The following is a 12,231-nucleotide window of genomic DNA, read 5'->3' on the forward strand; positions in this document are numbered from 1 at the left end:
CCCTTCAGCCGGTGCCGACGAAAGCGGCCAGCAGCAGCCACACCACGGGGGCCGTCGGCAGCAGGGAGTCGAGCCGGTCCATGATGCCGCCGTGTCCCGGCAGCAGCGTCCCCATGTCCTTGATGCCCAGGTCCCGCTTGATCATCGACTCGCCGAGGTCACCCAGCGTGGCGCTGACCGCGACGGCCAGGCCCAGCACCAGGCCCTGCCACCAGGCGCCCCCGCCGATCAGGAACTCCATGCACAGCGCGCCGGCCGCCATCGCGAAGGCCACCGCGCCGAGGAGCCCCTCACGGGTCTTCCCGGGGCTGATGCGCGGCGCGAGCTTCGTCTTGCCGAAGCGCCAGCCCACCGCGTAGGCCCCGGTGTCGCTGACCACGGTCAGCACCAGGAAGGTCACCACCCGCTGCGGCCCGTCGTCGGCGGTGAGCAGCATCGCGACGAACGTGGCCAGGAAGGGCACGTAGAACGCCGCGAAAACACCCGCCGTGACGTCCTTGAGGTAGTCCTCGGGCGGTTCGGTCATCCGCCAGACCAGGACCGCGAGGGCCGTCAGGGCCATCGCGACCCAGGCGCCCTCGGCCCCGCGCACGTACCCGGCGATCACCATGGCCGCGCCGCCGACCGCGAGCGGGACGAGCGGGGCCTTGATGCCCTTCTTCTCCTGGAGCCGGGAGGTGAGCTCCCACAGGCCCACGACGACCGCGACGACGATGACGCCGACGAAGACCGCCTTGACGATGAAGAGGGAGGCGAAGATCACCGCGCCGAGGCCGACGCCGACCCCTATGGCGGCACGCAGGTCCCGCCCGGCGCGCTTCTTCGGCGGCGGCGAGGCGTCCTGCGGTGCCTGCGAAGGCGGAGGCGGGGGGCTGGGCATGGGCTCCTGCGGCGGCGTCTCGTCGCGGAAGAGGGGGCCGCCGTCAGCGGCGGCCCCCCGATCGCGTGCTTCCCGGTCGTCGAAGTCACGGCCGGCGGCATCGGGCACGATGGGCATGGGCCGAGTCTGCGGGCCCGCCTGCGCATCGTATGCGGGACCCGCCGGAACCGGCTCCGGCTGCCAGGAAGTGTCGTTCATCAGACTTCGAGGAGCTCGGCTTCCTTGTGCTTGAGCAGCTCGTCCACCTGCGCGACGTACTTCGCGGTGGTGTCGTCCAGCTCCTTCTCGGCGCGACGCACCTCGTCCTCGCCGGCTTCCTTGTCCTTGACGAGCTTGTCGAGGGCGTCCTTCGCCTTGCGGCGGACGGCGCGGATGGAGACCTTGGAGTCCTCGGCCTTGGTGCGCGCGACCTTGACGTACTCCTTGCGGCGCTCCTGCGTCAGCTCGGGGAACGTCACCCGGATGATGCGGCCGTCGTTGCTGGGGTTGACGCCCAGGTCGGAGTCGCGGATGGCCTGCTCGATGTTGCGGAGCGCGGACGCGTCGAACGGGGTCACGACGGCCATGCGCGGCTCGGGCACCGCGAACGAGGCGAGCTGGTTGATGGGCGTGATGGCACCGTAGTAGTCCGCCACGATCTTGTTGAACATCGCCGGGTGCGCACGTCCCGTGCGAATCGCGGCGAAGTCTTCCTTGGCGACGACGACGGCCTTCTCCATCTTCTCCTCGGCCTCGAGGAGGATTTCTTCGATCACCACGTGCTCCTGCATGTCAGATATGGATGGTTCAGGCGGGCGGGGCCGCCGGTCCGGACCGTGCGCGGACCGGCGGCGGAGGGCTCAGGCCCGGGTGCCCTGGTCGCTCACGAGCGTGCCGATCTTCTCACCCTTGACGGCGCGGGCGATATTGCCCTCGGCGAGCAGCTCGAAGACCAGGATCGGCAGCTTGTTGTCGCGGCAGAGCGTGATGGCCGTGGCGTCGGCGACCTTCAGGTCCCGGGACAGCACCTCGCTGTACTCCAGCGCGTCGAACTTCACCGCGTCCGGGTTGGCCTTCGGGTCGGAGTCGTAGACCCCGTCGACACCGTTCTTGCCCATGAGCAGGGCTTCGGCGTCGATCTCGAGGGCGCGCTGGGCCGCCGTGGTGTCGGTGGAGAAGTAGGGCATGCCCATGCCGGCGCCGAAGATGACGACGCGGCCCTTCTCCAGGTGCCGTACGGCACGCAGCGGGATGTACGGCTCCGCCACCTGGCCCATGGTGATGGCGGTCTGGACGCGGCTGTCGATGCCTTCCTTCTCCAGGAAGTCCTGGAGGGCGAGGCAGTTCATGACGGTACCGAGCATGCCCATGTAGTCGGACCGGGCCCGGTCCATGCCGCGCTGCTGCAGCTCGGCGCCGCGGAAGAAGTTGCCGCCGCCGATGACGATCGCGATCTCCGCGCCGTCACGGACCACGGCCGCGATCTCACGGGCGATGGCGTGCACGACGTCAGGGTCGACGCCCAGCCCGCCGCCGCCGGAGAAGGCCTCACCGGACAGCTTCAGCATGAAGCGCCGGCCCTTCTTCTCGTGGTCGCTCTTGTCGTCGGAAGCGGTGTGGGGGTCCACGCCCTGATTCATGGAGATCTCCTCGTGCACATACGAAGAAGGCCATTGCCGGTGGGTCCTCGCGGTTCCCTCTGCGGCAATGGCCTCCTCGTCAGATCTGCGGTCGTCCTGCGCAAGCACGGACGACTGCTTCAGACCCTACCGGGGTCCGGTGTCCGTCGCGTACGGACGGACTCAGATGCCGACCTTGATGCGGCTGAAGCGCACCAGGGTGACACCGGCCTCGTCCAGAACCTTCTGGACGGACTTCTTGTTGTCCAGCGCGTACGGCTGGCCGAGCAGGGTGGCGTCCTTGAAGAAGCCGTTGATGCGACCCTCGACGATCTTCGGCAGGGCGGCCTCGGGCTTGCCCTCCGCGCGGGTGGTCTCCTCGGCGACGCGACGCTCGGTCTCGACGACCTCGGCCGGGACGTCCTCCTTGGAGAGGTACTTCGGCGCGAACGCGGCGATGTGCTGGGCGATGCCCTTGGCCAGGTCGGCGTCGGCCTTGTCCAGCTCGACCAGAACACCGATCTGCGGGGGCAGGTCGGGCATGGTGCGGTGCATGTACGCGGAGACGAAGGCACCCTGGTACTGCGCGAAGCGGTCCAGAACGATCTTCTCACCGAGGTTGGCGTTGGCCTCGTCGACGAAGGCCTGGACCGTCTGGCCCGGCTTGATCTCGGAAGCGAGCAGCGCCGCGATGTCCGCCGGGGAGGTGGCGGCCACGTGCTGGGCGAGCTCGTCGGCGACGGCCAGGAACTTCTCGCTCTTGGCGACGAAGTCGGTCTCGCACTTGAGCTCCAGCAGCACGCCGGAGGTGTTGTCGGCGGCGATCAGGGAGGTGACCGCGCCGTTCTCGGCAGAACGGCCCTCGCGCTTGGCGACGCCCTTCAGGCCCTTGACGCGAAGGAGCTCGTTGGCCTTCTCGACGTCGCCGTCGGCCTCCACGAGCGCGTTCTTGCAGTCCAGCATGCCGGCGCCGGTGAGCTCGCGGAGCTTCTTGACGTCAGCGGCGGTGTAGTTCGCCATGAGTCTGTGATTCTCTCTCGAAGTCGTAGATCTACGGGTGAACGGCGGAGGTGCCGCGCTTGTGGCGCGGCGCCCCCGCCGTCATCGTCCGTGCTGCGAGTGCCCGGCGTATGAACGCCGGGCGCTCTCAGTGGGTCAGGCCTGCTCGGCGTCGGCGGCCGGGGCCTCGGCCTCGGCGGCCGGGGTCTCGACGGCCGGGGTCTCGACGGCCTCGGCGGCGGGGGCCTCGGCAGCGGCCTCGGCCGGAGCGGCCTCGGCGTCGTCGGCCTTCTTCTCGCCCTCGAGCAGGTCGCGCTCCCACTCGGCGAGCGGCTCGGCAGCGGCCTTCTCGCCCGGCTTCGAGTCGCCGGTCGCAGCGCCGGAGCGGGCGATGAGGCCCTCGGCGACGGCGTCGGCGATCACGCGGGTGAGCAGGGTGACGGAGCGGATCGCGTCGTCGTTGCCCGGGATCTTGTAGTCGACCTCGTCGGGGTCGCAGTTGGTGTCGAGGATCGCGACGACCGGGATGTGGAGCTTGCGCGCCTCACCGACGGCGATGTGCTCCTTCTTGGTGTCGACGATCCAGACGGCGCTGGGAACCTTCGACATCTCGCGGATACCACCGAGGGTCTTCTCCAGCTTGATCTTCTCGCGGGAGAGGACCAGGAGCTCCTTCTTGGTGAGACCCGAGGCGGCGACGTCCTCGAAGTCGATCGCCTCAAGCTCCTTCAGACGCTGAAGGCGCTTGTAGACGGTGGAGAAGTTGGTGAGCATGCCACCCAGCCACCGCTGGTTGACGTACGGCATACCAACGCGCGTCGCCTGCTCGGCGATGGCCTCCTGGGCCTGCTTCTTGGTACCGACGAACATGATGGAGCCACCGTGCGCGACGGTCTCCTTCACGAACTCGTAGGCGCGGTCGATGTACGACAGCGACTGGAGCAGGTCGATGATGTAGATGCCGTTGCGCTCGGTGAAGATGAAGCGCTTCATCTTCGGGTTCCAGCGACGGGTCTGGTGACCGAAGTGGACGCCGCTTTCCAGCAGCTCCCGCATCGTTACGACGGCCATGGCCATCTCCTTGTTTTCTCGGTTTGGTTCCTGACGCCCCGCCGCGCCCTGCCCCCAGGAGGGGACCGAGAGACGCTTTCACGTGGCCTGACCGGCCGGTGCTGGGGCGTGCGAAGTCGACCCGGTGACCCGGATCGCCACAAGAAGTGTACGGGACCCGGCGGTATGCCGGGTGACGCGCTTGTCCACACCGCCCGGGTTGTCCACAGGCCGGCTCCCCGCTCCGCGGTCGCGCGCCAGGCTGGCCCGTATGACAACACTGCTGCTCACGATGCTGCTGGCGCTCTCCCAGATCCCCACCGCGGGAGTGCGGCCGCTGCCGCCCCCGCTCGTGGTGGCGCGCTGGTGGGACCCGCCCCCGACCCCGTACGCGGCGGGGCACCGGGGGGTGGACCTGTCCGCGCCGGTGGGTGCGGAGCTCCGGGCCGTGGGACCGGGAAGGGTGCACCACGCCGGCCAGGTGGCCGGGCGCGGCGTCCTCTCGCTCACCCTGCCGGGCGGCCTGCGCACGACCTACGAGCCGGTGCGGCCGCTGGTCGCCGAGGGCGAGGAGGTCGTGGCGGGTCAGGTGGTCGCGGTCCTCACCGAGGGCGCCCACTGTCCGGGCCCCTGCCTCCACTGGGGCCTCCTGGCGGGCGACACCTACCTCAACCCGTTGACCCTGCTCCCGCGCCCGGTCCCGAGGCTGCTGCCCGTCCCGGCCCCGCCGCAGGCCGGCGCGGCGGCGCCCGCGGGGCTCAGCCCCGCACGCCCCGCAGGGCCATGGCCACCGCCGCCTCCGTGATCACGGCGGGATCCTCGGCGGCGCCCAGCTCGATCCGCCGGACGGCGGCGTCCACCACGCCCTGCAGCAGCATCGCCGCGAGACGGGGCTCGGCCTGCCCCAGCGCGCCCAGCGCCTCGACGATCATCGCGACCAGCCCCCCGTGGGCGGCGCGGATTTTCTCCCGCGCGCCGGCGTCCAGCTCGCTGGCGGAGATGGCGACCACCGCGCGGTGCCGCCGGTCCCCCACCAGGACCAGCTGGCTCCGCACGTACGCCTCGATCTTGGCCTCCGGGGACTCGGCGGCCTCCATCGCCGCCTCGATCTCGGCGGCCCAGACGGGGAAGTCCACCGCGCACAGCTCTTCGACGACGGCCGCGCGCGACCGGAAGTACTCGTAGACGGAGGACCGGGCGAGGCCGGTCCGCTCCGCCAGGGCGGGGAAGGTCAGCGCCTCCGTACCGCCTTCGGACAGCAGGGAACGCGCGGCGTCCAACAGGGCGCCGCGCTGCATCGACCGGTGCTCGGCCACGGAGGCCGCTCGAATCCTGGGCACACGACCACTGTACGGAGGTCCCGCAAGGACCACCCCCGTCAGCGCCCCACATCCGCCAGCTTCGCCCGGAGCTGGAGCACCGACTTGGTGTGGATCTGGCTGACGCGGCTCTCGGTGACGCCGAGGACGTTGCCGATCTCGGCGAGGGTGAGGCCCTCGTAGTAGTAGAGGGTCACCACGGTCTTCTCGCGCTCCGGCAGGGTGTTGATGGCCCGGGCCAGCAGCCGGCGCAGCTCGCGGTCCTCGGCCACCTCCACCGGGTTGTCGGCGGCGTGGTCCTCCAGGGTGTCCATCAGGGAGAGCCTGTCGCCGCCCTCCCCGCCGGCGTGCAGCAGCTCCTCCAGGGCCACCACGTTGGCCAGCGACAACTGGCTGAAGACCGTGTGGAGTTCCTCCACGCCGATACCCATCTCGCCCGCGACCTCGTGTTCGGTCGGGGTGCGGCGCAGCTGGGCCTCCAGCGTGGCGTAGGCCCGCTCGACGGCCCGCGCCTTCTGCCGGACGGAGCGCGGGATCCAGTCCAGCGCGCGCAGTTCGTCGATCATCGCGCCGCGGATGCGGGTGATGGCGTACGTCTCGAACTTGATGGACCGTTCGATGTCGAACTTCTCGATGGCGTCGATCAGGCCGAACACTCCGGAGGAGACGAAGTCGGCCTGCTCCACGTTGGGCGGGAGGCCGACGCTGACGCGGCCGGCCACGTACTTGACCAGGGGCGAGTAGTGCAGGATCAGCTGCTCCCGCAGCCGTTCGTCACCCGAGTCCTTGTACGAGCGCCACAGCACCTCCAGGGACGAGGGCGCGGTCGGCCGCACGCTGCCGCGGGCAGCGGGGGGCACCGCAGCGCGGTCAGACCCTGAGGTGTGCTGGGGCATGCTTCGCCTTTGCCGGAGCCGGATTCGTTGGGAGCGTAGCGTGACGGAAGTGTCGCGGTGCGCGAAGAGTACGGGATCGCGCGGGGCCGCATGGGCGTACCGACTCGCAGGGGCGGCCCGGGACCGGCGCCTCGCGCACGGTCCCGGCTGCTGCCGCCGGGAGGACCGCGTCTCTCATCGGCTTCACTCTTTCACCGGAACTCCCCAGGTCAATGACCGCCTCGCCGGGTGATGCCGGTTTGTGTGCCCCCTCTCGGCTTCCGCATGGTCAACTGCCAGACCTCGCCCTGCCGTTCGACGAACCCCAGAGAGTGAAGTTCGTACAGTCTGCCGATGACTTCATCGGTGTCGGCGCCCGCGGCGACGGCCAGCTCCTGCGGCTGGACGGGCCTGCCCGCCGGGAGTGCGTCCAGCACCCGCGCGGTCGCCGGGTCCAGCAGGTCCCGGGCGAGGACGGGGCCGCGCCGCTCGGGGGCCAGCTCTCCCATGCCGCCGACCAGCTCGATCACCTCCGCGGCGTCCGAGACGAGCACCGCTTCGCCCCGCAGCAGTTCATGGACCCCGGCCGAGAGTCCGCTGGTGGCGGGCCCGGGGACGCCCATGGTGAGCCGGCCGAGCTGCTGGGCGCGCCGGGCCGTGACCAGGGAGCCGCTGCGGTGGGCCGCCTCGACGACGACGGTGCCCCGGGTGAGGGCGGCGATGACCCGGTTGCGGAGCACGAACCGGCTCGGGGTGGGGTGGCTGCCGGGCGGCAGCTCGCCCAGCACCAGGCCCTGGCCGGCGATCCGCCCGAGGAGGCCGGCGTGGCCCCGGGGGTAGGCCACGTCGACCCCGCAGGCCAGCACCGCGGCCGTGGCCCCGCCCGAGGCGAGGGCCCCTCGGTGGGCGGCGCCGTCGATCCCGTACGCCGCCCCCGAGACGACGACCCAGCCGCGCTCCGCGAGCCCGGCGGCGAGGGTCTGCGCCATGTGCACCCCGTACGGGGTGCAGGCCCGGGCCCCGACCACCGCGACGGAGCGCAGGGCCCAGGTCCGCAGATCCGGTCTGCCCCGGAGCCAGAGCCCCACGGGCCGGGCGTCGCCGAGGTCGTCGAGCTGCGTCGGCCACTGCGCCGACCCCGGGCAGACGAACCGGACCCCGGACCGGGCGGCGCTCTCCAGGTCCCGCCGGGGGTCGGCCAGGGCGGCCCGTCTGCGGTATCCGGCGAGCCGCTCGGGACCCACCCCGGCCAGTGCCCCCGGGTCCGGCTCGGGGGCGGTCAGCTGCCGCATCAGCCCGACCGCGCCCCACTCCCGCAGCCAGCGCCCGCCCTGCTCGTCGCCGGGCTCCAGCACCCGGGTCAGGGCGACCCGCGCCAGCGTCTGCGCCCCGGGCTCGGCGGCGCCCCCCGGCTCGGCGGCGCCCCCGGGCTCCTGCGCGTCCCCGGGCTCCGCGGTGTCCCCGGTGGCGGGGGCGTCCCCGGTCACGGCCCGGCTCCCGAGGCCAGCGTCGCCCCGCGGGCGATCCCGGTGCGCAGTTCCAGCGCGACGGCCACGTCCAGCGCCTCGGGGCGGTCCCGCCCGCGCAGGTCCGCGACGGTCCAGGCGACGCGGAGCACCCGGTCCAGCCCGCGGGCGGTCAGCAGTCCGCGCTCCAGGTCCCGCTCCGCCTGGGCCAGTGCGCCGGGGCCCGCCTGCCAGCGGGTGCGGAGCTCATGGCCGGGCACCTCGGAGTTGAGCCGCCACGGGGTCCCGGAGAGCCGGGCCGCCGCTCGGTCCCGGGCTTCCCGCACCCGGTGGGCGACCGCCTCGCTGGACTCGCCCCGATTGCCCGGGCCGCCGAGACCGCCCTGGCCGAGCAGCTCGGAGCGGCTGACGGGCACGACCTCGACCCGCAGGTCCACCCGGTCCAGCAAGGGCCCGGAGAGCCTGGCCTGGTAGCGCCGGACCACCGAGGAGGGGCATTCGCAGCCGGCCCCCTGCATGGTGTGCCGGCCGCACGGGCACGGGTTGGCCGCGAGCACCATCAGGAACCTGGCCGGCAGCCGTACCACCCCGGCGGCCCTGGCGATGACCACGTGGCCCGCTTCGAGGGGCTGCCGCAGCGCGTCGAGCGCCTTGGCGCCGAACTCGGCGGCCTCGTCCAGGAAGAGCACCCCCCGGTGGGCCAGGGAGACCGCCCCGGGCCTGGGCACCCCGGCCCCGCCGCCGACCAGCGACTGCATGGTCGCGGAGTGGTGCGGGGCGCAGTACGGAGGGCGGGCGACGAGGGGTTCGCCGGGCGGCAGGATTCCCGCGACCGAGTGGACGGCCGTCACCTCCAGGGAGTCCTGTCGGGTGAGCGGGGGCAGGATCCAGGGCAGCCGCTCCGCGAGCATCGTCTTGCCGGCGCCCGGGGGCCCGCTGAGGAAGAGGTGGTGTCCCCCGGAGGCGGCCACCTCCAGGGCGCGGCGGGCCGCGTACTGCCCGGCGACGTCCGCGAGGTCGGGGTGGTCCGGGCCGTCCCCGGCGGCCCCGCCGCGGGAGATGCCGGTGCCGAGCCCGGCGCCCGGCACGACCAGCCCGGCCAGCATCGGATCGGGGCGCCCGGCCCGGTCCGGTTCCTCCTCCGGAACCACCCCGTCGGTGAGCACCGCGATCAGCTGTCGCAGGCTGCGCACGCCGAGCACCGAGACGTCCGGGACGAGCATCGCCTCGGCGGCGCACTGCTGCGGCACCACCACCTGCCGGTATCCGGCCTCGGCGGCGGCGAGCACGGCCGGCAGGATCCCCCGGACCGGTCGCACCCGGCCGTCGAGCCCGAGTTCCCCGATGAGGACGAGATCGGCGATCACGCCCGGATCGACCACCTCGGCGGCTCCCAGTACGGCGGCGGCCACGGCCAGGTCGAACCCGGCGCCGGATTTGGGCACGGAGGCCGGGCTGAGTCCGACCGTGAGCTTCTTCTGCGGCCACTGGGCGCCGGAGTTGACCACGGCGGCCCGCACCCGGTCCCGGCTCTCGACCAGCGTCTTGTCGGGAAGCCCCACGAGGGTGAAGGCGGCGACGCCGGGCTCCAGGTCGGCCTGGACCTCGACCACCACGCCCTCGACGCCCACCAGGGCCACCGAGCAGGCCCGGGCGAATCCCATCAGGCCACCCCCCTGACGTGCTCCACCACGGGCGCACCGCGCCGCGGCAGCAGGACTCCGACCAGGTCGATCCGCACCCCGCCGGGCGGTGGTCCGCCGTGGTCGGCCAGCCAGCGGCCGGCCAGCCGGCGCAGCCGCTCGGCCTTGCCGGGCCGGACGGCGGCCATCGGATGCTCGAACTCACCCGCCCGGCGCGTCTTGACCTCGCACACGACGAGGGCGTCCCCGTCCCGCGCGACGATGTCGATCTCCCCGCTGCGGCATCGCCAGTTCCGCGCGATCACGGTCATCCCGGCCTCGGCCAGCCGCCGCGCGGCCAGCTCCTCGCCGTACCGCCCCAGCGCCTGCCGCGCCGATCCCTGCCCTGACGTTCCTTGCCGCGCCGACCCCTGTCCTGACGGTCCTTGCCGGCCCGACGCCTGCCCTGCCGACGCCTGCCCTGCCGACGCCCGCCCTGCCGACGCCCGCCCTGCCGACGCCTGCCGCGCCGATTCCCGCCGTGCCACGCCCTTCGCGTCCATCCGGCACCACCTCCGGTACCGAAGATCCCGCGTCCCCGCCCACCGAGTGGATCTTGGTGGACAACCGGGGCGTTGTGGATATCCCCGTCACCCCTGCGGGGGACGGGGAACCGGAAGAGGCGGCGGAAAGGAATACGGGCGCCGGAGCGCGGGCGCCGGAAGGCGGGAGGGCCGGATCAGCTGCCCGGGAGTTCGAGGTCGCTCTTGTTGAGCTCCTCGATGTTCACGTCCTTGAAGGTCAGCACCCGCACCTGCTTCACGAAGCGGGCCGGGCGGTACATGTCCCAGACCCAGGCGTCGGCCATCGAGACCTCGAAGAAGACCTCCCCCTGGACCGAGTGCACCTGCATCTCGTAGTCGTTGGTGAGGTAGAAACGGCGTTCCGTCTCGATCACGTACTTGAACAGCCCGACGACGTCGCGGTACTCCCGATAGAGCTTCAGCTCCATCTCGGTCTCGTACTTCTCGAGGTCCTCCGCGCTCATGGCATGTTCCCCTTCAGCCGTGCGTCCCCCTATTGTGCGCCAGGCCCGTGTGCCCCTAAACGATTTCCGGGGCCAGGACCACCGGCGCACCCGGGGGACCGTCGTCGAGCAGCCTACGGAGCAGCTCGGCGAGTCTGGTCGGATACACCGTCTCATGTGCCGCGAGAAGTTCCTCGGAGGTCCACCACCTGGCCCCGGTCACGCTGCGGCGCTCCAGCTCGGTGAGCCCGCACATCCGGGTCGCCGTCTGGGAGGTCCGGGCCAGGAAGTACCACTCGTCCTGTTCCCAGCGGCGCCCGTCGAACGGGAAGGCGCAGTGCCGCTGCCACAGCACCGGTCCCAGCTCCACCTCGGTGATGCCGGTCTCCTCGGCGAGTTCGCGCAGCGCGGCCTCCTCGCGGGTCTCGGACCCCTCCAGCCCGCCGCCCGGGGTGAACCACCAGTCGTCCGAGGGGTCGTCCGGTTCGAAGCCGTGCAGCAGCAGGATCCGGTCCGCGGGGTCCAGCAGGATCACCCGCGACACCTTGCGGGGCCGCGCGGACGGCTCAGCGGGCACCGGAGTGCTCCCGCCGCCGCCCGCGCCCCAGGACCCGTGCGAGGGGCCCGTACGCCGCACCCAGCACCACCAGGGCGGCTCCGACCACGATCGCGACCACCTGGATCTTCAGCGGGCCGGGCTGCGAGGTCCCGCCGGGCAGGGCCTCGTAGGTCCGCGGCCGCTCCAGCATCGTCATCGAGGGCCACGCCCGCGCGTCCACCCGGGCGCTCACCGCCGAGCGGGGCACCGTCCCCTGTCCGGCCTCCTGGAGGTGCGCCCGGGAGTCCAGCGAGCCCGCGCGCCGGTCGCCCAGCAGGAAGAGGTTGCCCTCGGGGACCGTCACCTCGAACGGGGTGCCGGAGGCCGTCGCGCCCGGCGGCTCCATCCCCTCGGGCAGCCCCGCCGGCTTCGCGTCGTCGAGGTAGGGCTCGTCCAGCTCCTTGCCGTTCACGGTGAGCCGGCCGCCCTGGCCGCAGCACTTCACGGTGTCGCCGCCGATCCCGACGACCCGCTTGACCATGGGCGAGTCGCTCCACAGGGAATCGGTGAAGATGACGACGTCGCCGCGCCGCACCTCGCCGCCGTCGATCCGCTGCGCGAGCACCCGGTCCCCGGGCTGCACGCTCGGCATCATCGAGTCGGTCGGCACCGTGTACGGCTGGTACACCACGGCTCCCCAGACGAAGCCGCCAAGGAACAGCACAAAGCCGATGGCCACGGCGAGCCCCGACAACACGTTGCCGATTCCGCCGCGGCCATCGCTGCCACCGCTCTTGTCCTGCGTTCCGCCCATTACAGCGCCCCCACACTTCGGAGATCGGTGACCTGGGCGGCAC

Annotated in this window: 14 protein-coding genes; 1 reads left to right on the forward strand and 13 read right to left on the reverse strand. The window is 72.3% G+C overall.

Annotation, left to right across the window (positions count from 1 at the left end):
- Positions 1-4: 4 nt before the first annotated feature.
- The 5 genes from ACZ4TG_RS13875 to rpsB form a co-directional block, all read right to left on the reverse strand.
- Complete coding sequence (locus ACZ4TG_RS13875; protein ID WP_468162197.1) at positions 5-1,078, reverse strand: phosphatidate cytidylyltransferase; 1,074 nt, start codon at positions 1,076-1,078, stop codon at positions 5-7.
- A complete protein-coding gene (frr, locus tag ACZ4TG_RS13880) occupies positions 1,078-1,635 on the reverse strand; it encodes a ribosome recycling factor (protein ID WP_468162198.1) in 558 nt (185 codons plus the stop codon). Before frr ends, ACZ4TG_RS13875 begins: the two co-directional genes overlap by 1 nt.
- 84 nt (positions 1,636-1,719) lie before the next feature.
- Positions 1,720-2,499 carry a UMP kinase gene (gene pyrH, locus ACZ4TG_RS13885; RefSeq protein ID WP_468162199.1) on the reverse strand — a complete coding sequence of 260 codons (780 nt, stop codon included), beginning with the start codon at positions 2,497-2,499 and terminating at the stop codon, positions 1,720-1,722.
- Between the two features lie 162 nt (positions 2,500-2,661).
- Positions 2,662-3,498 (reverse strand): translation elongation factor Ts, encoded by an 837-nt coding sequence (gene tsf, locus ACZ4TG_RS13890; protein ID WP_468162200.1) that lies wholly within the window; start codon positions 3,496-3,498, stop codon positions 2,662-2,664.
- Between the two features lie 135 nt (positions 3,499-3,633).
- Positions 3,634-4,548 (reverse strand): 30S ribosomal protein S2, encoded by a 915-nt coding sequence (rpsB, locus tag ACZ4TG_RS13895; protein ID WP_468162201.1) that lies wholly within the window; start codon positions 4,546-4,548, stop codon positions 3,634-3,636.
- A gap of 250 nt (positions 4,549-4,798) precedes the next feature.
- Between rpsB and ACZ4TG_RS13900 the strand changes: the two genes are divergently transcribed.
- The gene (locus ACZ4TG_RS13900; RefSeq protein WP_468162202.1) at positions 4,799-5,332 is read left to right on the forward strand and encodes a M23 family metallopeptidase; all 534 of its coding nucleotides are present in this window, start codon (positions 4,799-4,801) and stop codon (positions 5,330-5,332) included.
- Here the strand turns inward: ACZ4TG_RS13900 and ACZ4TG_RS13905 are convergent.
- The 8 genes from ACZ4TG_RS13905 to lepB all read right to left on the reverse strand — a co-directional run bounded on the left by ACZ4TG_RS13905 (position 5,286) and on the right by lepB (position 12,188).
- Positions 5,286-5,843, reverse strand: coding sequence for a TetR/AcrR family transcriptional regulator (locus ACZ4TG_RS13905; RefSeq protein WP_468162698.1), 558 nt, complete (start codon positions 5,841-5,843; stop codon positions 5,286-5,288). The two genes, ACZ4TG_RS13900 and ACZ4TG_RS13905, sit on opposite strands and share 47 nt — an antisense overlap.
- A gap of 62 nt (positions 5,844-5,905) precedes the next feature.
- Complete coding sequence (gene whiG / locus ACZ4TG_RS13910) at positions 5,906-6,742, reverse strand: RNA polymerase sigma factor WhiG (RefSeq protein ID WP_468162203.1); 837 nt, start codon at positions 6,740-6,742, stop codon at positions 5,906-5,908.
- 209 nt (positions 6,743-6,951) lie between these two features.
- The gene (dprA, locus tag ACZ4TG_RS13915) at positions 6,952-8,208 is read right to left on the reverse strand and encodes a DNA-processing protein DprA (RefSeq protein WP_468162204.1); all 1,257 of its coding nucleotides are present in this window, start codon (positions 8,206-8,208) and stop codon (positions 6,952-6,954) included.
- Positions 8,205-9,851, reverse strand: coding sequence for a YifB family Mg chelatase-like AAA ATPase (locus ACZ4TG_RS13920; RefSeq protein ID WP_468162205.1), 1,647 nt, complete (start codon positions 9,849-9,851; stop codon positions 8,205-8,207). The genes dprA and ACZ4TG_RS13920 overlap by 4 nt, the downstream gene beginning before the upstream one ends.
- Positions 9,851-10,192, reverse strand: a complete 342-nt coding sequence (locus ACZ4TG_RS13925) for a YraN family protein (protein WP_468162700.1) — start codon at positions 10,190-10,192, stop codon at positions 9,851-9,853. The genes ACZ4TG_RS13920 and ACZ4TG_RS13925 overlap by 1 nt, the downstream gene beginning before the upstream one ends.
- Positions 10,193-10,548: 356 nt before the next feature.
- The gene (locus tag ACZ4TG_RS13930; protein WP_005311352.1) at positions 10,549-10,857 is read right to left on the reverse strand and encodes a DUF2469 domain-containing protein; all 309 of its coding nucleotides are present in this window, start codon (positions 10,855-10,857) and stop codon (positions 10,549-10,551) included.
- A gap of 55 nt (positions 10,858-10,912) precedes the next feature.
- Positions 10,913-11,413 (reverse strand): NUDIX hydrolase, encoded by a 501-nt coding sequence (locus ACZ4TG_RS13935; RefSeq protein ID WP_468162206.1) that lies wholly within the window; start codon positions 11,411-11,413, stop codon positions 10,913-10,915.
- The gene (lepB, locus tag ACZ4TG_RS13940) at positions 11,403-12,188 is read right to left on the reverse strand and encodes a signal peptidase I (RefSeq protein WP_468162207.1); all 786 of its coding nucleotides are present in this window, start codon (positions 12,186-12,188) and stop codon (positions 11,403-11,405) included. Before lepB ends, ACZ4TG_RS13935 begins: the two co-directional genes overlap by 11 nt.
- Between the last annotated feature and the right edge of the window lie 43 nt (positions 12,189-12,231).

It is taken from the genome of Streptomyces sp. NPDC028314 (assembly GCF_055565795.1).

What these genes read in the sequence shown, in the direction of transcription:
- ACZ4TG_RS13875 (WP_468162197.1), bottom strand. Translation starts at nt 1,078, where the DNA reads ATGAACGACACTTCCTGGCAGCCGGAGCCGGTTCCGGCGGGTCCCGCA.
- pyrH (WP_468162199.1), bottom strand. Translation starts at nt 2,499, where the DNA reads ATGAATCAGGGCGTGGACCCCCACACCGCTTCCGACGACAAGAGCGAC.
- tsf (WP_468162200.1), bottom strand. Translation starts at nt 3,498, where the DNA reads ATGGCGAACTACACCGCCGCTGACGTCAAGAAGCTCCGCGAGCTCACC.
- rpsB (WP_468162201.1), bottom strand. Translation starts at nt 4,548, where the DNA reads ATGGCCGTCGTAACGATGCGGGAGCTGCTGGAAAGCGGCGTCCACTTC.
- ACZ4TG_RS13900 (WP_468162202.1), top strand. Translation starts at nt 4,799, where the DNA reads ATGACAACACTGCTGCTCACGATGCTGCTGGCGCTCTCCCAGATCCCC.
- whiG (WP_468162203.1), bottom strand. Translation starts at nt 6,742, where the DNA reads ATGCCCCAGCACACCTCAGGGTCTGACCGCGCTGCGGTGCCCCCCGCT.
- ACZ4TG_RS13920 (WP_468162205.1), bottom strand. Translation starts at nt 9,851, where the DNA reads ATGGGATTCGCCCGGGCCTGCTCGGTGGCCCTGGTGGGCGTCGAGGGC.
- ACZ4TG_RS13930 (WP_005311352.1), bottom strand. Translation starts at nt 10,857, where the DNA reads ATGAGCGCGGAGGACCTCGAGAAGTACGAGACCGAGATGGAGCTGAAG.
- lepB (WP_468162207.1), bottom strand. Translation starts at nt 12,188, where the DNA reads ATGGGCGGAACGCAGGACAAGAGCGGTGGCAGCGATGGCCGCGGCGGA.